Here is a 22,357-nt window from a genome sequence, read left to right on the forward strand (position 1 = left end):
TTATAAAGCTTGATGTCTTATTTACAAGACCATCTTTTTTATTAAAGACACATTATAGGTGTAAATACTACATATAGGATTCTGGCGGAAATAAAATTATAGCAATTATATGATAGTCTTGCATTCCTAATCTGACGCAATAAAAAAGCAACAATTCTTTAAACTGTTGCTTAATGATTTATAGTACAAAAGTGCGACGCAACGAAAGCATCATGGTATAAGTGCGGCTTGGTTTATAAAAATTTACAATGCACTTGTAAACTGTTTCAGAAACCGCACATCATTTTGCGAGTACAAACGAAGATCGTTGATGCGATATTTTAACTGGCACACCCGTTCTATGCCCATACCAAATGCAAAACCGGTATATTTATTCGAATCAATATTGAAGTTCTCCAACACTTTTGGATGCACCATGCCGCTGCCCAATATTTCTACCCAACCGGTATGTTTGCAAACATTGCAACCATCACCGCCACAGATCAAACAACTGATGTCCATCTCTGCACTCGGTTCTGTGAAGGGAAAATAAGAAGGACGAAAACGAACCTTTACTTCTTTGCCAAACATTTCCTGCACAAAGAAATACAGCGTTTGTTTTAGATCGGCAAAGCTTACATTTTCATCTATGTACAAACCTTCTACCTGGTGAAAAAAGCAATGCGCTCTTGCACTAATGGTTTCATTGCGGTACACACGACCCGGACAAATTACACGAATCGGCGGTTTTTGTTTTTCCATCACTCGTGCCTGCACGCTGCTGGTATGTGTACGCAACAACCACGCAGGATTTTGATTAATGTAAAATGTGTCCTGCATGTCGCGTGCCGGATGATCTTCCGGTAAATTCATAGCGCCAAAGTTGTGCCAGTCATCTTCAATTTCCGGGCCTTCGGCAACTGCAAAACCAAGACGCTTGAAAATAGAAACGATCTCGTTACGAACGATCATCAAAGGATGACGGGTACCAACAGCAAATGAATCACCGGGCAGCGACCAATCAAAATTGTTTATCGTTTCCTGTTTGTCGTTTATCGTTTGGGCCTGCAGTGATGCAAACTTTTCTTCTGTAAATAATTTAAACTCGTTAAGAACCAGGCCAAATTGTTTTTTTTGTTCATTGGGCACATTTTTCATTTCGCCCATTACAGTTTTTACAAGGCCTTTTGTACCTAAATATTTTATGCGGAACGTTTCCACCGCTTCTGCATTTGCAGCCTCGTAAGCGTTTATTTCCTTTTTATAATTTTCTATCTGTTGCAACAATGCTTCCATGCCGCGAAGATAATGCGAATGTGCGGATGTGCAAATGTGTTGATGCGCGAATGGAAATAGAATATTTGGTGGCGGGCTTTTGTAGTACTATTAAACTTTGGTTGTGTCACTCACTTGTACGTTCGAAACTTTATTCAGCTTTCTTATAAACATCCGGGTTATGTTTCTGCATAAAACGTTTGGCTACATCTTCCGTTATACGAGTCCAGCCAAATTGTTCATATAAACCATGCGCATCTTTAGTACCCAGCCACCATCTTCTTAGTTTTTGCAATTCAGGGTGTGCATGAATCGTTGCCATTAACCATTTACTCAAACCCTTACCACGATGTTCAGGCAATACAAAAACATCTGCGAGGTAGGCAAAAGTGGCTTTGTCTGTAACCAGTCTTGCAAAACCAATTTGCTTTGTTCCTTCATACAGACCAAAACACAAAGAGTTGGCTATTGATTTTTCTACAACCGCCCTTGATATGCCCTGCGCCCAGTAAGATTCAAAAGCTATATAATTATAGATGGTTTCCAGATCTAGTTTTTCTTTATCGGTGCTGATAAGGTAATTATCTTTCGCAGCTTCATAATGTTCATTCATGGAACAGTTTTTTATAAATTGTTTTTTGTTGAAGTTCGATCATTTTTCCCGGTTGCAAATTTCCAAGTTCAATTTCTTCGATCCTGTATCTTATCAAACGCAAGGTAGGAAAACCAACTTTTGCCGTCATTTTTCTTACCTGCCTGTTTTTACCTTCAGTTAAGATCATCCTTATCCATGGTGCAGGAATTTCTTTTCTAAAGCGTATTGGTGGATTTCTTTCCGGAACTGTTGGTGCTTCTTTAAATAATTCAACCTTGCATTTTTTTGTTTTATACATTTTGCCACTCAAATTTATTTCAACACCTTGTTGTAATTGTTGAATAGCTTCTTGTGTTATTGCACCATCTACCTGTACAAAATATTCGCGTTCATGTGCAAAGGAAGGATTTAATAAACGATGATTCAATTGTTCATCATTGGTTAAGATCAATAAGCCTTCGCTGTCTTCATCCAGTCTTCCGACAGGATAAACATTTTTAGGAACTGCAAAATAATCAGCAAGCGTTTGCTTCTTTAACTCTGAAGTAAACTGCGATAAGACCAGGTAAGGTTTGTATACAATGAAGTACTGTTTCATTTAATGCATCATGTTTTTAGCACAAGTTTTTCTTGAAAACAAAAATCCCGCCGAAGCGGGATTCTGTATATGGATGGGTTAGTAAGTAAGGGGAATCAAATTCCCAACACAATATTATAAATTGTTTTTTCTAACACAAAAAATTTTTCAAACAATTTTATTAACATTTTTTACGTGAGTGTGAATTATGAAGATGCAAACTACTTGCTATTCATACTCATTTAATACAACAATAAAGCTTTGAGGAAGAAGTGAAAAAAATAGCATGCGCTGAAACATAGATATACAAAGCGTTTCAGTATAGCAGTATGTTTATAGATGAGCACTTAATTTTATTTTTTGAATTTTATTTTTTAATGCTTCATCGTTTTACACAAGTTATAACCACTTTAAAAAAGTTGAAAAAATATTTTTGCAAATAGTGCGTTTGAAAGGCTTTTGAAGTATAAATACTCCTTTGATCATTGTTCCATAAACTTTAGTGACTGTAAAAAGCAAGCTGCCTTGTTCCGTTTAATACATTAGTATATAAAGAGAATCACTTTTACATTTGTAAAAATTTAAAAAATGAAATTCCCGCAGCCTGTTACTGTAGCATGGATTGCAGATCTTATAAATGCAGAAGCAATTGGTGATGCATCCATGAATGCTTATGGCATCAATGAAATTCATAAAGTGGAAGATGGTGATCTTTGTTTTGTAGATCATCCAAAGTATTATGATAAATGTCTTAACAGTAATGCTACACATATCATCATCAACACAAAGGAAGTAACAGTACCTGCCGGTAAAACATTGCTTGTTGTTGCAGAACCATTTGAAGCATACTTAACTATTGTAAATCATTTCAGGCCATTTACCGCTGCAGTAAAATCTGTAAGTGATACTGCTGTTATTGGTGAAGGAACAGTTATTATGCCCAATGTATTTATTGGTAAAGATGTTAAGATCGGCAGTAACTGCGTTATACATCCTAACGTATCATTACTTGATTATACAGAGATTGGTAATAATGTTGTTATACAGGCAGGTACTGTTATCGGCAGCGATGCATTTTATTATAACACCAAAAAGAACCGCGATGTATGGTACCGCCGCATGCAGAGTTGCGGTAATGTATTAATTGAAGATGACGTTGAAATTGGTGCTGGCTGCACTATCGATCGTGGTGTTACAGCAAGCACACGTATAGGCGCAGGAACCAAAATAGATAACATGGTGCATATTGGTCACGATACCAATGTTGGAAAGAATTGTTTGTTTGCTGCACAGGTAGGTATTGCCGGCGCCACAACTATTGAAGATGGTGTGGTGCTTTGGGGCCAGGTTGGTGTAAGTAAAACACTAACCATCGGCGCTAATGCAGTGGTGTATGCGCAAAGCGGTGTTCCGGCTTCTTTGGAAGGTGGTAAAGTTTATTTTGGCAGCCCTGCCGAAGATGCACAGGTAAAAAAGAAGGAATTGGTTTGGGTTAAACGTATCCCCGAATTATGGAAGAAAGTAATGGAATAATTTTTATGTACCTGGCAATAGAATATGCATAAAGCTTCCGTTGCGTCGCACACTTGTGCTTACTGTTCATTTATTTGTCTGAACGTTGCAGTGTGCGACGCAACAAAAGCTACATAGAAATAATTAAGCCGGGCTCATAAAAATTAAACTTTGGTAAACGCTTCAGCAGTAATTATAATTTTTTATCATCATCGTATAGGAGCTGAAATAATCATCAAAGAATTTTTTACAAAGAAGAGGAAGATGGTATTGCTTATGGCAGTTTATACAGTTTTTTGAATTCAGCGCAAATGCGTTGTATACTTTGCTCTAACGGCTGATAATTAAATGAAGGTAAATATTGCAGCAGCTTACTGTTATCAAAATGCACTTTCGCCTGTGCTGTTCTTGCAGTCTCTTTTGTTATTAAAGGTTTTTTTCCGGTGAATATTGATTTCAATTTTTCAGCACGCCATACAAGCGATGCTAAAAATGGAGTTACTTTTTTATATGGTGGTTTTTTGCCAAAGCCTTTTGCAATAAGATTGAGCAGGTTGCGGTAAGTTGCATCCTCGCCACTTACTATAAAACGTTCTCCATTTATATTGCTTTCCATCAGCATGGTCATTGCTTTTACAACATCTGCAACATCTACAAAACCGGTAATACCCTCTGAGTACCATGGAAATTCATTGTACACATTTTTAAAAATAGCTGTTGAGCTTTTGGTCCAGTCGGCTGCACCAAGAATAATTGTTGGATTAATGATCACTGCGTTGAGACCTTCACCAACGCCGCGCCACACTTCCATTTCAGCAAGGTATTTTGTTTTGCCGTACACGCTGTTGCTGGTCCCGGCAGACCATTTCATTTTTTCTGTAACAGGCTGATCTTCTCTTATACGTCCCATTGCAGAAACAGAACTAACGTATACTAACTTTTCAATACCGGCATCCAGGCAGGCATTCACTATATTGGCTGTACCTTCTATATTAACGGTATGCAGCGCTGCTTTATCTTTTGGGTTGAAAGAAACCATCGCTGCGCAATGATACACCTGCTGCACATTTGATAAAGCTTCTTCAAGAGAAAGAATGTCAAGAATATCTCCCTGAACCCATTCTGCTTTATCTGCATATTCAAATGAGGGGATAGTATTTCTGTATAATGCTTTTACTTTTTTGTTTTGTTGCACCAATAATTGTATCAGGTGAGAACCCACCAAACCACTGCCACCGGTAACTAAAATATTTCTTTGCTCATCCAGGTTCATACGTATACTTAAGATCAGTAATTATAAAATCCCTTGCCTGTCTTTCTGCCCAGTTCACCTTTGTCAACTTTTTGTTTTTGTAAAGCAGATGGTTTTAAACGTTCGGGTTTACCCAATGCTTCCCAAACAATATTGCTTACCGAGTAGTTTACATCCATGCCGATAAGATCCATCAGTTTAAACGGCCCCATCTTAAATCCGGATGCTTCCATGATGGCATCAACTGTTTCAACATCTGCCAATCCTTTTTCAACCAACAACATTGGTTCGAGATAATAATGACGTGCCACACGGTTTACAATAAAGCCCGGTGAATCTTTACACACAACAGGTATTTTACCCATTTGCTTTGCCACTGCTACAAGCGTGTCAATTACTGTTGCATCAGTATCTGCATGATGAACCACCTCAACCAGTTTCATTAATTGAGCAGGATTAAAAAAATGCATGCCCGCCACTCTTTCTTTAGCTGTTGTTGACAATGCAATTTCATGCACAGAGATAGAGGAAGTATTGGTAGCAAAGATGGTGTGTGCATCGTTAATGAGTGCAAGCCTGTTAAAAAGCTCGGTCTTTTTATTTTTATTTTCAATGATGGCTTCTATGATTATATCCGCTTTGCAATCGTCTATATTGTTTGTAAAAAATACGCGGCTGATCGTTTCATCTTTTTGTGTAATACTGATCTTATTTTTTTCAACAAGTTTTTCAAGCGAGGCAACGATACCTGCCTTACTTTTTTCCAGCATCGATTCGTTAAGATCGAATTGAATAGTATTAAAACCAGCCTGCGCTGCAACCTGCGCGATACCACTGCCCATGGTACCTGCACCACATACACAAATGGTCTTAATATTTTCTACTCCCGGCATTTTGCAAACATACAATGTCATCTTGATAAATAGCGGTAACGGATTATTTGCTGCATTTTTATGAGCCGGACTTTGGTAGTACTATTATCGTTCCTTGCGTCGCACACTTGTACTGACGAAACAGCTATGAGCTGATAGCTGCGAGCTATGAGCTATTGTGTTTTGCCCGAAGCTCATAGCTCAAAGCTCACGGCTTGTTCCAAATTGTTCCGAACGTACAAGTGAGTGACACAACCGGCGATGCCATAAAAATCAGCAGCCGGAAACATAAAAAACTAAACTTTTTGTGCGGTATAAAATTGAGGTCAATCATGGTTACATTTGCGGGGTGAGAAAGAATAAACCTGTAATACTTGAAAATGTTTTAGTGGAAGATTATGCCGCCGAAGGTAAGTCGCTTGCAAAAGTGGATGGTAAAGTGGTGTTTATTGAAAATACAGTTCCAGGCGATGTGGTAGATGTGTTCCTGTTTAAAAATAAAAAGGACTGGGCAGAAGGATGGCCCATGCATTTTAAAGAATATGCGCCACAAAGGGTTGAACCTTTTTGCGTTCACTTTGGTACCTGCGGTGGTTGTCAATGGCAAATGCTGCCTTATGAACGGCAGCTTTTTTATAAACAAAAACAAGTAGCTGATAACCTGCGCAGGATAGGTAAAATTCCTTTACCTGAAATAATGCCGATCATTGGGTGCGAACAAACCACACACTATCGCAACAAACTGGAATATACTTTTGCTACAAAAAAATTTATTCCTGACGCTGAATTCAAGATCATGAAAGCGCAGGGCGTAGATATAGATGCAGCTATAATGCAGCAGGTGGGAGGGTTTCACGCAAAAGGTGTTTTTGATAAAGTGGTTGAGATAGATACCTGTCACCTGCAATCGGAACCAACTAACCTTATACGAAAGAGTGTAGCGGCATTTGTGCAACAACTTGGTTTGCCTTTTTATGATATTAAGCAACACAAAGGCTGGTTGCGTAATATGCAGGTGCGTATTGCGGCAACAGGAGAGATAATGGTGAATATTATTCTCGGGTATGAAAAAGAAAAAGAACGCAAAGAACTGCTTGATCATTTGCTAAAAACTTTTCCTGCCATTACAACTTTATTGTACACGATCAATCCCAAGTTTAACGATAGCCTAAATGATCTTGAACCGATAACTTATTTTGGCAAAGGATTTATTACAGACAAGCTGGAAGATTTTCAATTTAAGATCAGTCCTAAATCGTTTTTTCAGACAAACACCAAACAGGCAGAACGTTTATACCAGGTTACAAGAGATTTTGCGGAGCTTGATGGCAATCAAACTGTTTATGACCTTTATTGCGGAACAGGGAGTATTGGTATTTTTGTAAGCGGGCAGGCAAAAAAGATCATTGGTGTAGAAGTAATTGAAGATGCTATTAAAGATGCCAAAGAAAATGCAACGCTTAATAACATAGCTCATGCATCTTTTTTTTGTGGAGATGTGACCAAGATATGTGATGACGCTTTTTTTGAAATGCACGGAAAACCAGATGTTATAATTATCGATCCGCCAAGAGCAGGTATGCATGAAAAACTGGTAAGTAAATTACTGGAGATGGCTGCACCGCTTATAGTATATGTAAGCTGTAACCCTGCTACACAGGCAAGGGATCTTGCATTGTTAGGAGAAAAATATACGGTGGAGAAAATACAACCGGTAGATATGTTTCCACATACACACCATATAGAAAATGTGGTACAGTTGAAATTGAAAAATTAATTATTGAATTAACCATTAGAGACATGACAGATTTCAGGCCAAGCAGATTTCAAATATTACCAACCATTGTTAAGAACCTGATCATTATTAACGTACTGGTATTTGCAGCAGAATTTGTTCTACCAAAGTCAGGTGTGAATGTTGACGACCTTTTTGCGTTACATACGTGGCAAAGTGATTTATTCAAACCATGGCAGTTTGTAACGTATATGTTCATGCATTCCACGGATGATTTTTCTCATATCTTTTTTAATATGCTGGCATTGTGGATGTTTGGTTCTGTGCTGGAAAATGTATGGGGGCCTAAAAGGTTTCTTACTTTTTATATTGTATGTGGTCTTGGTGCTGCGCTTTGCCATATGATTGTATTGTATTTTGAGAACCAGCAAATAATCAATGACTATAATACATGGTCATTGGCACAGCAGCAATATTATGCAGCAGCTTTGCAGGATAGGCTCAATACTGCTACCATTGGCGCTTCAGGAGCCGTGTTTGGATGTTTGGCAGCATTTGGCTATTTATTTCCCAATGACAACCTCTACGTTATGGGGTTAATACCTATAAAAGCAAAGTGGCTTGTAATAATATATGCAGGCGTTGAACTTTTTTCGGCTGTTCAAAACAGTGCCGGAGATACAGTTGCGCATGTAGCTCATCTTGGTGGCGCATTGGCAGGTTTTCTTATGGTTTATTTCTGGAACAAAACCAACAAAAAAACGTTTTATTAAAAGAAAACATTTTAATAGCAATTAACTTTGGTAAATAATTATCATGGGCGTAATACAGCAAAATAGAAGAAATCCCATACTCCTCGGCCAGGACAATAATGCCCTTACCTGGTTGCTTATTATTAATGCTGTCATTTTCATCATACTTGGGTTTATAAATATTGTTTACCGTCTTGGTTACGATGGCCATATGGAGGCTGTAGAAAATTTTCACATACAGATCACTGACTGGATATCTTTGCCAGCCAGCGCTGAAAAACTTGCCGGCCGTCCATGGACAGTACTTACGTATATGTTTTCGCATGAAGATGTATGGGAAATGATAGGCACTGTTTTATGGTTATGGGGTTTTGGATATATTTTCCAGGACCTTACCGGCAACACCAAACTTTTTCCTGTATATATATATGGTGGTTTAGCGGGTGCTATTTTTTTTACAATTGCTTCAAATCTTATTCCGGGAATGAATGTTGGTGCACTTCCCTTAATGGGTGGTAGTGTAGCTGTAATGGCTGTTGCAATTGCTACTACAACAGTTGCACCAAAATATAAGATATTCCCCATGATCAATGGTGGCATACCTGTATGGATTATTACAATTGTTTTTGTAGCTATTGACCTTGCTTTTGTAGCACGTTCAAATGGAAGTTTAATTATTGCTCATCTTGCCGGTGGATTGATCGGTTTTATTTTTGCGTTTCAGATGGAACGTGGAAATGATATGGGCGCATGGATGAATAGTCTTTATAACTGGGCAAACGATCTTTTTAATCCTGAAAAAAAATACCGCAGAAAGCCTGTTGCACAACAACGCTTCTACAAAGTTTCCCGCAAGCCTTTCGAAAAAACCCCAAGGATAACACAGCAAAAACTGGATGAATTACTCGATAAAATAAACCAGGAAGGGTATGCTTCACTCTCTGAAGAAGAAAAAGAATTCTTGAAAAAAGCAAGCCAGGAAGATATTTAAACAACCTTACCCAACAGCAAATGAAAAGATTTTTTAGAACTGCATGGCGTATACTATGCATCCTGGTTACATGCAGTTTTATTATCTCCTCGCTCAGCACTTTTATACCACCATCTTCTTTTTCTTTTGCAAGTGTTTTAGGTCTTGGCTTTCCATATATATTAACTGTATTTATTTTTTGTTGTATAGCAGGGTTGTTTATCAATATTAAACAGGCATTGCTGCGTATGTTTTTACTGCCGCTTGCATATTTCAATATTGTAAACACATTTGCGTTCCATACTTCAGCAACATGGAATACAAAGAAAGACAGCACTGCACTTCGCGTTATGACGTGGAACGTGCAAAGCTTCACCAATAACCTGCGTAAAAAATCAGCCGCTGCTTATAAAACCTCAAGAGACGGCATATTGCAAACCATTCATGATTATAACCCCGATGTTTTTTGCATACAGGAATACCGGAATATTGAGAATGCCATGCGGCGCTATCCTGTACAAAAGCAACTTGATTCTCTTGGGTATAAATTTTATTATTGTTCTAACGACAAGGTTACACCGCTTGCTAAAAACAAATATGCAAAGGTTACGGATGGTGTAGCGGTTTATAGTAAATATCCATTATTAGACAGTGGCCGCATCAACATAAATCATGACGATAAGATCGAGAATCTTATTTATACAGATGTACTGTTCAACAACAAACGCGTAAGGATTTTTACTGCACACCTGCAGTCGTTTTACATTTATGAAGATACCGCCACCAATAATGAAGAGGATAATATTTACGAGATCACCTACAAACGAAAAAGACAGGCCAGCTATAAAATAAGAGAAACAGAAATTCATCACGAAAAAGAAGTAAAGATCATTCGCAATGCAATTGATAAAAGTCCTTATCCTGTTATTTATTGCGGCGATATGAATATTACACCCACCTCTTACAACTACCGTTTTTTAAAAGGCAATAACCTGCAGGATGCTTTCCTGGCAAAGGGTTCAGGCATGGGCAATACCTTTTATAAAATTGGGCCAACGCTTCGCATAGATTTTTGCCTGCCCGATACTTCCCTGCAGGTGCTGCAATGCAAACGCGAACAAAAAAAATTATCCGATCATTATCCCGTTATTGCAGACATGCAATGGAGACAATAAAGCAATTATTTTTTTGTACCCGGCAGCGGAATAAATATTAAGCTTTTTGATGCGTCGCACTCTTGTGCGGTTTGGAATGCATTGTGCTGTGTGAAAGATATAATGTTAATCGTTACTTTTTCTCTATTCTTTTAATTCTCTACTATCAAAGACATCTTCATCACTCTCCAAAAGTATTTTCCATTTCTGCATGTTGTCAAGAGACAAAGGAAATCCTATTTCTGGATTATCCCAATCAAATAAGACACGGTCTGCAATTTCATCATCATGATCATGTGTAAAATACTCTGACATTAATATTACAAAAGCAATTGTATTCAAATCTTCAAGAGTAATTCTACCGTCTATAACTTCATTGCATAAACGTAATAAATGTTCTCTTTTCACCTTGAATTCACCATCATTTTCAATTTTGTCAACATAAACAGATGTAGTATCGTAACTTGTCTTTTGTTGAGCCTCTTTTAAATTGGTTGCTAACTCATCAACAGAAATCTTGTGTTGCAAATAATCTAACAAAACTTGTTCTTGCATAAAGACTGTAATAAATAATGGATAACATTTCTATTACCGCAATAAATCTATAAACAATTATTCATTTTGCTCCTTATTCTTCCAACCGTACAAGTGAGTGACACAACCGCCGATGCCATGAAATGCTGTCGCTTGTAATATAAAAAATGCAGCATTCATTTTGGCTAAAATAAAATAACAAATAACTAAATAAAAACTTTTGCCGACAACAAAATTATTTTTCTTTCAACTCATCACCATATGTTTTGAAAGTATCTTCAACGAATCCTCAAAAAGTTTGGTTTGCGCTTTTAACCGAAATTGTTCCAGGTGAATCATGGCGTATTCACGCTTTGTATCAGTATCAGCTAAACTGATTGCTCCATTCCACATGCCGTTATGAAACTCCCTGAACTGGCGTTTGTTTATTGTAGTTATGTCAATTGGTTTCCCTCCACCGTCAACCACAGTTAGAAATATAAAATAGTAGAAGTGCAATATTAACTGCATCAGGAAGAACCTGGCATGTTTGTATGCATCAACCGCTTCCTCAAAATATGTTTCAAGAAAAGTGGTTTCATCCTGTTCATTTATCACTACAAAATTTGCAACAATAGCAAGATCAAGATAACGATCATTTAAAAAGGCGGCCTCCCAATCTACAAACCATGGACGCTGCCCGTCAAATACAATGTTCTCAGCTTTTGAATCATTGTGACAGGAAACCCAATTATCCACATCGTTTCGCGGATAAACATTCATAATGCGTTCGTATATTTCAAACAGATCTTTTGTTTCATGAGCAGGTAAAATGTTTGCATCGCTGAATTTCGGTAGAAACGTTTCCATTGTGTCAAAGTAATTCATGCGAAAAGAAAACCTTGGCAACGCATGTAATTTCCTTAATAAATGCGGCATCATTTCTTTTGCAGCAGCAATAGAAAATGGTTGTTCAATAATAAAATCAGTTATAGAAATCCTGTCTTCAACACTCATGTAATGTATGTGTGGAGCAATGTTATTTTCGGCAGCAACTTGCATGCAACCATAATAGAACGATGGATCTCCCATAGCATCCGTGCGTGTTATAACCCTTAGCAGGTAAGGTTTTCCACGTACCATAATTTTAAAGATCAATGCACTTGAAAGACCTTTTGTTAGTTGTTCAATGTGTTCAAATGCATCTGTGTTAAAAACTGTTTGCAATGCTTTTGTTACGGCAGGTTGTTTGTGTTCGGGTATCATAAAAGTGGTGTTTAAATTGAAAACTGTTAATCAAAAATATCTATGGTAAACTGCTTATAACCTCTTTTACAACTATATTTTTTTAGCACAACATCAGTAATCATAATTGCGTTTGCCAATTATCTGCACTGTGTTGAAATAATAAAACAATTACCTTTTTGTACCCGGCTATTGAATAAATAGTAAGCTTTCGTTGCATCGCACTCTTGTGCAATTTCAATGTATTGAGCTTTGTGAAAAAGTGAGGATTATAGATCGTATGACACACTGCGCTGCGCCGACAAATAAATTTTACACCAGAGAAAGATTCTTATATTCACCAGTAATAATAAATATAACTCACATGATCACTTACATTGAATTATGGAAATCAAAACAAGCATGGTTTGATCTTTCAAAAGAAGAACGAGGCAATTATTTAACTGCCCTGGGGCCCGCAATACAGCAGCTTATGGAAAGTGGTGTTCAAATTGTAAGTTGGGGAAATAACTCAGCTGCTACTTTTAGCAGGGCAGATTATGATTACTTCGCGGTTTGGACATTTCCAAACCTGGAAGCTGCTCAAAATTTCGAAAAAATGGTTGAGGGAGCAGGCTGGTACAATTATTTTGAACAGGTAAATGCAATGGGAAATTCAACAAGCCCACAGGAAGTAATGGGCGAAATGATAAACATGTAAGTTAGCATTAGTCAACATTAATTATGCAGCTTCTAAACCAGGGGCTGCATTTTTTATTGTCGGTAATGTTTATAATGTTAAGCGTGGACGCAATTATTTTTTTGTATCCTGCTGTTGAATAAATAGTAAGCTTTCGTTGCGTCGCACTCTTGTACGGTTGAAGTGTTATTGAGCTCGGAAGAAAAGAAGATTACTTTCTATCGGTTTATATCCTCACAGACTGTAATTATTTACTCTTTTGTTTTTCGGCTTGTGCTAATACCAACCAAAGAAAAACCTTCTTTTCAACATATTCAACTTTAACAATGTCCAGGAAGCTTTGCACTTGCGGCCATTTCTGATGAGCCTGATATTGTTTCTTTGTTTCAATCAACTATTGTATTGTTATCTTTTCATTTTGCTCCCCATTCTTCCAACCGTACAAATGAGTGACACAACAGGCGATGCTATGAAAAACTACAGCCCGCAACAAAAGAATTATAACATCTATTGGTTGCATTTAAAAATCGTGGTAATTATTGAAGAGTCTTGTTTGTATGCCCAGCATAAAAAACACATTTGAGCTAGAAATACCTGGCGCAGTGTGTTTGCGGTAAACAATATCGGCCTGTACTGCAAGCCTGTTACGGGTATTAAGTAGATAACCTGCAGAAAGCTGGTTGTATATATAGTGATGCCTTATGCCCTGCATGGTCTTTGCGCCAAATGGTGGTACACCAACTTCGCCACCCCAGAGATCTTCACCATTGTTATAAGGAAGACCGGGGTTCTCGCCGCGTATAGTGAAAAGATTTTCCAACATGCCATACCATCGGTCGTTATGATAATTGAACATGGAAATAAATTCATTAAAGTTGGCATTGAAAGGATCTGCCAGCGACTGGTTGTTGTGTGTGTAATTCAAACCAACTTTTCCAAAACCATGACCGTAGGTATAGGGTCTTACACCATTCCACTCAAGACGCCAGGAAAGATTTTGTACATGAAACAGATCTTTGTTCCAGATACCAAACTGCAATGCATATTTGTTACCATAGTTCTGTGAATGATGATCGAGTGAAGTGCTAAGGTTAAGATCATCGAGACCAAGCTGGCCATAGATGAACCCATTTTTATACAAATGATATTTACCGGTAATGCCTACAAATGCATTATCCGGCGAGCCAAATGTAAACTCAATGGGGCGCATAAAAATTAGCGGATTCAGGTACTGCACATCGAAGCCGCGCTGTGAGGTAGTATCATTCTTGAGCCAGGTGATATTATCATACAAAGCCAGCTGTAATTTTTTGGAAAGGTTAATGCCCAGATAATGTACCGTGCTGTATTTTACTTCATTCTTACCAAAACTTTGAAAACGTGGATTTTCATATCGCGTATACAAAACATTGTAAGTAAACCGCCACAATTTAGTTTGCAATCTTACATAAGGATTGTTGGATGCATTGTCTGATAAAATAAGACTGCGGTAGCCATCACCAATAAAATTTTTGCCGTAACCTGCAGCCAGCACAAAATGTTTACCACCTATATAAGTAAGGTTGGCATTGAATTGTGTAGAGGTGTAACCATTGTTCTGCAAGGTGCCTTTACCTAAACCGGGTTGATAATTTTGATTAGATACGATGTAAGAATCAATGTAGCCGGGAAACTGCCTGTAGCCAGTTGTTATACCAAAACTATAAGAAAGTTTATCATTGTAAACGCCCTGGAACTGAACACCACCAACCGCCTGCAATAAACCGCCAACGCCATTGTTTGCATATCCGCCTGCAAGTGTTATATAAGGATCAACTGTGAATACGTGTTTATCTGATGCTGCTTTTATCCAATTATCTGTGCCCATCTGTTTGAATGCATAACTGGTTCCGTCGTTGGAAATGCCAAATACACTATCCATAATATCTGTACCACGCGTGTTAAGGTAAGGTTTTAATTCAAGCCAGTTAATAGCACGAAAGCCGGTGAAGATATTTGTATCTGCTGAAATGGTTATTTCATTGAAACGGTTTTGCACGGCTGCATCAAGTGGTACCTGTTGCGCTTTTGCCGTAAAGCAAACCATAGTGATTATAAAGAGCGGCAATATTTTTTTTATAACGATGCACTTCATGATATTATCTTTTTAAGATAAGGTATTGCTTAAAAATCGTAACTGATCTTTCTGAATGACATACGTATGCCTATATAAAATATCCTGTCGCGATAATTGAACAGATCGCTTTTTTCATTGCGGTAAGTAAAGCCTGTTTCAATGCGCATATTGGTTACAGGGTTTATGATGTAAGCTATTCTTAGGTCTCCGTATAAAATATTTGTGGAGACACCCTGGCCGGTTTTTACATCATTTGAAACAGTTCTTGTTGATACAGGTTTAAAAATATCGCTGCCGTAGTTTGTTGCAGCAGATGAATCAGCGCCATATTTTGTCACAAAACCTTCTGCACGGAAATACCATCTTTTTATACTGTAATCTACCAGCACCAAACCTTCTTTAAAATTGGCGCCACGTGGATGTGCCAACGGTTGTTTTAGTTGTGCATAGTTGGTGTTTAGCGAATTGGTGGCATACATGTATGGCCTTGCCGTATTAAATTCAATAAGGCCATTAAGATTATTGATGTTGAACAAATTTCCTGAACGTATACCGGCCTGTATTGCATAGCGTGTTTGCCAGGAACCTGCATCTCCAAGTTGATCGGCCGCAAATTGCCCGTAAAGAGTTGTATGCTTAAACAGTTGGTATTTTAAATTAGTACCTACAATAACATTGTTATTTACACCCGCTGGTGATTTGCTGCCATGTAGAAAAATAATGGGGCTGGCTATCCAGGCACTTCTGTCTGACCTGCGCATAGAATCCTGATCTGGCCACATTACGGTTTCAAAAAGACTTACTGATAAATGTTTGGTGGCTTTCCAGTCTATGAGGAATGTTTGTGACCATTTTCTGAATTGCTCATCATAATTATTCAGCGTAGGGTCACGGTCGCTGATATATTGAGACCACATAAAATTATACTGGAACTTACCGAGATTGATAGATGTTTTAAAGTAAGGGTAATTATAGGCCCAATCGCTTAGCAGCATAGAGCGATAGCCATCGCCGATAAAATTTTTTCCATAACCAAGGTCAAACAAAAAATATTTTGATGGCTTGTACATCAGCCTTGCTTCTGAGTTGCTGAAATCAAAACCAAAGCCATCACCTACATTTTTATAAGCACTTTGGCCGGGAATTACACGGCTGCCTCTTATAAAGCTGTCAACATAACCACCAAAGCGGCCCTGGTTTTCGTAAAACGCAGTTTCAAAATAAAATTTGTCAGACACGTTACCCGATATTTCATAACCACGGGTGTTTATCATCGGTGTATTGCTTGTTTTTTGGATACCCGGGGTATTAGGTTTTATAGGTCTTTTACTGTTACCTATGTATTCATCAAAAATAATATCTGCATTAAGATTAAAGTCTTTGTCTCTTACCTGTACAAGGTGTTCTTTAAAAAACTTACGGTTAAACCAGGGTCCTTTTGCAGCAGCAGCTGTTGAATCGGTGTAGAGCATTGGCCTCCATGCTGTATGCAACAGCGAGTCATCGTTATATACAATACGTTGCTCATTATAACTATTTGTAAGCAGCATAGCAGGTGCCTGAGCACTACTATTCAAACAAGCAAGTACACTAATAAAAAAAGGCAGGAAATGTTGCAGTATGTTTTTCAATAAATGGGTTTTACTAAGCGGTATATGCATGAAGCAATATTTAATACTGTTGCAAATAGAAGACAATTAACTTAAAATAAGAAGCATTACTGCAAATAATGTGCACAAAGCAAAAATGGTTTGACAGGCTTCTGATTTAAAACGATTTTTTTGAGCGGACTCATGTAACACCTGGCATCGCCTGTTGTGTCACTCACTTGTACGTTCAGCAATATTTGGAGCAGGATAAATTAAGTCTTCAAAAAAAATAGCTGCATTTCTTACAGCCGTACAAGGGTGCGACGCAACGAAGATGCTATCTGCATTGTAGCCGGGAACACAAAATCAATATGCGTTCTTTTCTCCTTTGAACATATTGATAATAGTAAGGAAAATGATCTTTACATCAAGCATAAGTGACCAGTTTTCCATATACCAAAGATCATGTTCAACCCTTTTCTGCATTTGTTCAGGTACTTCGGTTTCGCCGCGATAGCCATTTACCTGCGCCCAGCCTGTAATACCGGGTTTTAATAAATGACGTACCATAAATTTATCGATAACGGTGCTGTATTGGCGGGTGTGAGCAAGCATGTGCGGTCGTGGGCCGGTTACGCTCATGTTGCCGGCGAACACATTGAAAAATTGGGGTAACTCATCAAGACTTGTTCTGCGCATAAATGCACCAATCTTAGTAATACGCGGATCCCCCTTGGTTGCCTGCCGCATCTCATCATTGTTAACATGCATGCTGCGGAATTTGAGACACCAGAAAGGCGTGTTATCTCTGCCAGATCTTTTCTGCATATAAAAAACCGGGCCTCTGCTTTCTATTTTTATAAGTATGGCAAGAATGGGCGTAAGCCATGATAGTATGAGCACGATAACCAGCGAACTAAAAATAACGTCAAACACTCTTTTCTTTACACGATTGTTAATCTGGTCCAGCGGCTCTTTGCGTAGCGTTATAATTGGAAAGTCTTCTACAAAGCTTATGTAAAAGCGTTCATCAAGCTGCCTGGAAAAATCAGGCACAAATTTTACCCGCACACATTTTTGTTCTGCAGCAAGCATTAGCTGTTCTACCTGCATATTTTGATTAGGCAAAATAGTGGAATATATTTCTTCTACAAGATTCTGTTCTACATAATCGAAACAAATTTGCATGTTGCCAATAAAGTTGGCATTGTTACGTGAAGTAGACCTTGCAAAATCATCATCAAAAAACCCCTCAAAAACATAATCGCCTTTTCGTTTCTGGAAATAAGCAGCCAATCTTTCTGCAGTTGAATTATATCCCAGTATGGCTATTTTCTTTCCCTTTTTTGTTCTTTTTTGGAAAAATTCAGAAGCATATACCAATACGAAACGGCTTATCACAAAGAATGCTGACATTAAAAGAAAGCTGCTTAAAAAAACACTTTGCAGAATATTACTTTTAGTAAAAAATAGGAACGACATGAATAACACAAAATGCATTATTGCTGCCCGGTAGGTGCGACGGAAAAAAGATTCAATTACGCTAAAAGTAGTTTGCGTGTAAAGACGCATAACAAAAGAGGAGCAGAGCCAGATAATATTAAATGCAGCTATACCTACCAAATAACGATTATTCCATTTAAGATCCTCATGGTAGAATGTTGCAACTGTATAATAGCTAAACAGGTAAGAGAAATTAATAATTATCAGGTCCGTAAAGAAACAGGTAATGCGAAAATATATTGAATACAATGATGCCATAGGCTTTATTATAGTACTAGTATGTAGAAATTCATCTCTTTAAAAAAATGTCTTCGGATGTTTCAAAAATAGGCTAAAAAGTTAACCTCTATCAATATTATACTATGAACAACAAGACATATCTTTCAAATGATGTTGATTTACAGATTACTACGTAATAAATTATTTTATAGAACTATCAAATAGAAATCGTTGCATGACCTTGTTTACCGACAAATTTTCTTCTGCATATTTTCTTGCATTTTGTATTATTACCAATGAATTGCTGTTTAACGCAATTTTTATGCTATTGTTCAATGCTTCCTGTTTTTCTGCTTCTGTAAGAATACCCATTTTGTATTCATCTATGAGTTCATATAAGCTTGTTCCCTGGTTTGCGGTAACAATTGCGAGACCTCCTGCAGCAAGAATATTTGTCAGCTTTGATGGCATAACCAAGTCGCCAGCATTTACTTTTTGTATAACCAGATGCATGTCAGCCATATTAAGGAAACGATTAAATTTTTCCAGGGGTTGCAAAGGCAGAAAAAAAAGATTATTCAATTCCATCTCCTTTGATATGGCTTCCAGTTTTTCTTTGTAAGGACCGCTACCACAAATAACAAATTTCAGGCCTGAAAAATTTTGGAATGCTTTTGCAGCAAAGAGTATGGATTCAAGACCTTGTTTTTCTCCTATTGCACCTGAATACAAAGCTACTTTGTCTTCATTTTTAAAACCGAACTCTTTTTTTAAATCTGTCTTATCATTTATTGGGTAAAAAAAAGAAGTATCTGACCAGTTTGGAAAAAAAACTATCTGTTGGTCGATTTTAGTTTTAATTTTTTTGATCATTCCCGGCGATATACTACTAATAACATCTGCATGTTTTAAAATATATTTTTCAAGTGCAAAAAGAAAACGTATCAATTTTTTTGATCGTATCATCTGCAGGTCATTTGCAGCATCCACCTGCAGGTCTTGTATATGATAAATGAACCGGGCATTTTTGATTTTCTTATATAGTATAGCAAGCAAACCCGGCATTAAGGGTGGACTAACATTTATTACAACATCATATTTTTTTCCCGGTAATAACATAAGCAATTGAAAAAGCGCAGAGATAAAGAATGACAGGTCATGTAATATTCTTGTCTTGCCGGTAGGGTTGGATGGTATATAATGTGGACAACGGTAAACAGTTATAGTGCCAAAAGATTTATCACCAGGTTGTTTTATTATTTCCTTTTTATACCAAGAATGATTTTTATAAGGCTCTTTCAGTTTCCATTGAGGGTAATAGGGGTATGTGGTGATTACACCACATTCATATCCGTTATCACTAAGCCATTGTATCATTTCTCCATTATATTTTCCTATTCCTGTAGGTTCCGGGGAAAAATTACCACCTATTAGAAGAATCCGCTGCGCCATAAAAAGCTAAATATTTGTGTAAACTGAATATCCGGTTAAGCAAATATATTTGTAATCAGTCTTTAATGCTGTTTTAGTGCCTGTATAAATAATTGGCAAAGTATATGCCTTATAACAAACCTGCATCATTTAATAAATTCACTATGTTACATCCATTGATTTTTACGTTGCTCTTACAGTTTATGCTTACTTGCTCACCTGCAGGTATACAGACTGATAAACTTGTTCCTGCTGATACTGCACATACCAGTGTCCAAAACAACATTGTTTATGCTGCAAAAGATGATAATCCCCAGCTTGAAAATGCATATGACAATATACCTGACTGGTATCTTACCAACCGTGTGCAGATACATACGAGACTTTCATTAGACGATATAAATAATGCAGATTTTTTCGGCTTTCCGGAGAAGCTCGCAAAATATCATGCCACTGTACTAACACGGCAAATAAAATTTGGTGACGAACAACCATGGTGGCCTTCTAAAGAAGGCAAACTGAATCCAAAAGCTGCCAGCCTTAATGCTAACGGCCAAAATCTTGCAAAAAAAATCATTGACCAATTACACGGATTAAATATGAAGGCAATCATTTATTACCGCCATCTTGAAGATGCAGAAATGTATGCGCAACATCCTGATTGGGCATGTAAGGATGTAAATGGTAAACCTATAAAAGATAGAAGAGGTGTTACCATGTCTTTTAACTCTCCTTACCGTGATGTTGTAATTGAGCGCCTTAAAGAACTTGCCTCGTATGGTGCAGATGGTTTTTATTTTGATGAAGTGCATATTCCTTTAAGAGGAGATTTTTCTGATTATTCTAAAGCTGCATACAAAAAGTTATATGGCACAGACATGGTCAGTGATTTTAAGAAAGGAAATAAATTAAGGTATTTTGAATTCCGCAATAAAACCATTGAACAGCTCTTTACAGACATACGTGCAAGTCTTGCACAGGATGGAAAAAGCCCTGTTATATTGGTGAGCGGCAATAGCTGGCCGACACAGACGGACCTGCATATGAATAGCGAATTTTACCAGCACTTTATTCTAAAATCAGAATTTGATATACCTCTTAAAACAACATTAAAGGAAGGTAATTTCAAAATGCCTGATAATCTTAAAAGCAATGTATCCTTATTTGGTTTAAACGCTTTTTGCTACTCTTTAATGCGGGATAACTCTTACGGCCCGCCACATATCTGGTGTCCACGCATTAAAACCGCAGATGATGCTGAATTAGCGGCAGCGGCGCTTATTTCTTTAGGTTGCATAGCCAATCTTGATATTGATGTCAAAACTTCTGATCCCAACAATTTTAAAATTCCATTACAATGGAATCTTGAATATGGAAAATATTTTAAGAATCTTTCACCTTATGCATTTGAAGGCGTATTAGTTTCAGAAAAAGAGCGTAATGCATTTATTAAAACACCCGATAAAGCATGGCAGAATGTATTAATGCCTGCTTATCTTAATTTCCAAAAATTATATGCGGCTGGTATTCCTTTACGTATTGTATCAGATGGATCTATGACAAAAGAAAATATAGACCGCCTGCAAAATATTTATTGTAATAAGTCTCTTACAAATGTGCCTAACAGACTTGCCGCACAGGAAAATAAATTTGTTGATTTCTCTGCAATACCCAATGGAAATGAAAAGCAAATGGCAATAAGCTTGGGTGCTCCCATATTTGCACAAAAAGAAAATAAAAATATTCACATTAATTACTTTACTGACCCCGATGGGTATTTATATGTTATATCTGCAAGAGACCTGATAGTACCTGTAAAAGAAGGTGGAAAAATTACATTGCCTGTTCCTACAAGAGAACAAACAAAAGCAGTTTCAGGAAATTACATAATTTACATAAAGCAGGGAAGCATAAGCGAACCGCAGATGGAGGATATCGTTAATAAAACAACTATCAGATCTTCGGGTACGGAAAATGGTTATTATACTTTCAGCATAAAAAATAATGGCAATACTCCTTTAAATATGTTGCGCTTTAAATTCAAACCATAAAGAGTCAGATGATAAAAACAGGACCGCTACAACAATAGCGGCTCTGTTTTTATTATTTTTTGCTTCCGGCTGTAATGCATCTGGCATCACCTGTTGCGTCGCACTCTTATACTTGTTGAAAAAGTTTCTGCAGTTTCTGCGTTTACATGTTTACGCGTTCTTCGTATTTAAACACTTGTAAATTCTTGAACCAGTAAGCTCTATAACCTTTTCGCTTTTGTTCCGAACGTACAAGTGAGTGACCCAACAAAAGCATAATTTTACTACAACAGCATGCTCCAAAAAAAGTATTTATTTATAATACACATAAAAAGACCTCATTTATGGTTTATATAAAT

General features: G+C 37.4%; 18 protein-coding genes. 7 read left to right on the plus strand and 11 right to left on the minus strand.

Annotation, left to right across the window (positions count from 1 at the left end; translation table 11 throughout):
• Window positions 1-243 precede the first annotated feature (243 nt).
• The 3 genes from pheS to FRZ67_RS15170 all read right to left on the minus strand — a co-directional run bounded on the left by pheS (window position 244) and on the right by FRZ67_RS15170 (window position 2,447).
• Window positions 244-1,275 (minus strand): phenylalanine--tRNA ligase subunit alpha, encoded by a 1,032-nt coding sequence (gene pheS / locus FRZ67_RS15160; RefSeq protein WP_147190747.1) that lies wholly within the window; start codon window positions 1,273-1,275, stop codon window positions 244-246.
• Between the two features lie 130 nt (window positions 1,276-1,405).
• Window positions 1,406-1,867 (minus strand): GNAT family N-acetyltransferase, encoded by a 462-nt coding sequence (locus tag FRZ67_RS15165; protein ID WP_147190749.1) that lies wholly within the window; start codon window positions 1,865-1,867, stop codon window positions 1,406-1,408.
• Complete coding sequence (locus FRZ67_RS15170) at window positions 1,860-2,447, minus strand: pseudouridine synthase (RefSeq protein WP_147190751.1); 588 nt, start codon at window positions 2,445-2,447, stop codon at window positions 1,860-1,862. Before FRZ67_RS15170 ends, FRZ67_RS15165 begins: the two co-directional genes overlap by 8 nt.
• A gap of 567 nt (window positions 2,448-3,014) precedes the next feature.
• On the opposite strand from FRZ67_RS15170, the gene FRZ67_RS15175 reads away from it, so the two are divergent.
• A complete protein-coding gene (locus FRZ67_RS15175) occupies window positions 3,015-3,959 on the plus strand; it encodes a UDP-3-O-(3-hydroxymyristoyl)glucosamine N-acyltransferase (RefSeq protein WP_147190753.1) in 945 nt (314 codons plus the stop codon).
• A 253-nt stretch (window positions 3,960-4,212) separates the two neighbouring features.
• Here FRZ67_RS15175 and FRZ67_RS15180 read toward each other — a convergent pair whose 3' ends face one another.
• Both FRZ67_RS15180 and FRZ67_RS15185 read right to left on the minus strand, forming a co-directional pair.
• Window positions 4,213-5,211: an NAD-dependent epimerase/dehydratase family protein gene (locus FRZ67_RS15180; protein ID WP_147190755.1), complete on the minus strand. Its 999-nt coding sequence runs from the start codon at window positions 5,209-5,211 to the stop codon at window positions 4,213-4,215.
• Window positions 5,212-5,225: 14 nt separating this feature from the next.
• Complete coding sequence (locus FRZ67_RS15185) at window positions 5,226-6,083, minus strand: 3-hydroxyacyl-CoA dehydrogenase family protein (RefSeq protein ID WP_225975352.1); 858 nt, start codon at window positions 6,081-6,083, stop codon at window positions 5,226-5,228.
• 328 nt (window positions 6,084-6,411) lie between these two features.
• Here FRZ67_RS15185 and rlmD point away from each other — a divergent pair, with 328 nt between their 5' ends.
• Genes rlmD through FRZ67_RS15205 form a run of 4 tightly spaced genes read left to right on the plus strand, consistent with a single transcriptional unit; the run spans window position 6,412 to window position 10,694 of the window.
• Entirely contained in the window at window positions 6,412-7,839 is a 1,428-nt protein-coding gene (rlmD, locus tag FRZ67_RS15190) for a 23S rRNA (uracil(1939)-C(5))-methyltransferase RlmD (RefSeq protein ID WP_147190759.1), read from the plus strand.
• Window positions 7,840-7,862: 23 nt separating this feature from the next.
• Window positions 7,863-8,570: a rhomboid family intramembrane serine protease gene (locus FRZ67_RS15195; protein WP_147190760.1), complete on the plus strand. Its 708-nt coding sequence runs from the start codon at window positions 7,863-7,865 to the stop codon at window positions 8,568-8,570.
• A gap of 43 nt (window positions 8,571-8,613) precedes the next feature.
• Window positions 8,614-9,540, plus strand: a complete 927-nt coding sequence (locus tag FRZ67_RS15200) for a rhomboid family intramembrane serine protease (protein ID WP_147190762.1) — start codon at window positions 8,614-8,616, stop codon at window positions 9,538-9,540.
• 20 nt (window positions 9,541-9,560) lie between these two features.
• On the plus strand, window positions 9,561-10,694 hold the full coding sequence (locus FRZ67_RS15205; protein WP_147190764.1) for an endonuclease/exonuclease/phosphatase family protein: 1,134 nt from the start codon (window positions 9,561-9,563) through the stop codon (window positions 10,692-10,694).
• 123 nt (window positions 10,695-10,817) lie between these two features.
• Here FRZ67_RS15205 and FRZ67_RS15210 read toward each other — a convergent pair whose 3' ends face one another.
• Window positions 10,818-11,228, minus strand: coding sequence for a hypothetical protein (locus tag FRZ67_RS15210; protein ID WP_147190766.1), 411 nt, complete (start codon window positions 11,226-11,228; stop codon window positions 10,818-10,820).
• A 225-nt stretch (window positions 11,229-11,453) separates the two neighbouring features.
• Window positions 11,454-12,452 (minus strand): phosphotransferase, encoded by a 999-nt coding sequence (locus FRZ67_RS15215; protein ID WP_147190768.1) that lies wholly within the window; start codon window positions 12,450-12,452, stop codon window positions 11,454-11,456.
• Between the two features lie 343 nt (window positions 12,453-12,795).
• Here FRZ67_RS15215 and FRZ67_RS15220 point away from each other — a divergent pair, with 343 nt between their 5' ends.
• Window positions 12,796-13,131 (plus strand): DUF6616 family protein, encoded by a 336-nt coding sequence (locus tag FRZ67_RS15220; RefSeq protein ID WP_147190770.1) that lies wholly within the window; start codon window positions 12,796-12,798, stop codon window positions 13,129-13,131.
• 499 nt (window positions 13,132-13,630) lie between these two features.
• Here FRZ67_RS15220 and FRZ67_RS15225 read toward each other — a convergent pair whose 3' ends face one another.
• The 4 genes from FRZ67_RS15225 to FRZ67_RS15240 form a co-directional block, all read right to left on the minus strand.
• Window positions 13,631-15,244: a hypothetical protein gene (locus FRZ67_RS15225; protein WP_147190772.1), complete on the minus strand. Its 1,614-nt coding sequence runs from the start codon at window positions 15,242-15,244 to the stop codon at window positions 13,631-13,633.
• A 29-nt stretch (window positions 15,245-15,273) separates the two neighbouring features.
• Window positions 15,274-16,887, minus strand: a complete 1,614-nt coding sequence (locus FRZ67_RS15230; RefSeq protein ID WP_158638380.1) for a hypothetical protein — start codon at window positions 16,885-16,887, stop codon at window positions 15,274-15,276.
• A 294-nt stretch (window positions 16,888-17,181) separates the two neighbouring features.
• Complete coding sequence (locus FRZ67_RS15235; RefSeq protein ID WP_147190776.1) at window positions 17,182-18,576, minus strand: undecaprenyl-phosphate glucose phosphotransferase; 1,395 nt, start codon at window positions 18,574-18,576, stop codon at window positions 17,182-17,184.
• Window positions 18,577-18,738: 162 nt separating this feature from the next.
• Complete coding sequence (locus FRZ67_RS15240; protein WP_147190778.1) at window positions 18,739-19,989, minus strand: WcaI family glycosyltransferase; 1,251 nt, start codon at window positions 19,987-19,989, stop codon at window positions 18,739-18,741.
• 104 nt (window positions 19,990-20,093) lie between these two features.
• On the opposite strand from FRZ67_RS15240, the gene FRZ67_RS15245 reads away from it, so the two are divergent.
• Window positions 20,094-22,019 carry an alpha-amylase family protein gene (locus FRZ67_RS15245; RefSeq protein ID WP_147190780.1) on the plus strand — a complete coding sequence of 642 codons (1,926 nt, stop codon included), beginning with the start codon at window positions 20,094-20,096 and terminating at the stop codon, window positions 22,017-22,019.
• The last annotated feature ends 338 nt before the right edge of the window (window positions 22,020-22,357 follow it).

This window comes from Panacibacter ginsenosidivorans, from assembly GCF_007971225.1.
Taxonomy (GTDB): domain Bacteria; phylum Bacteroidota; class Bacteroidia; order Chitinophagales; family Chitinophagaceae; genus Panacibacter; species Panacibacter ginsenosidivorans.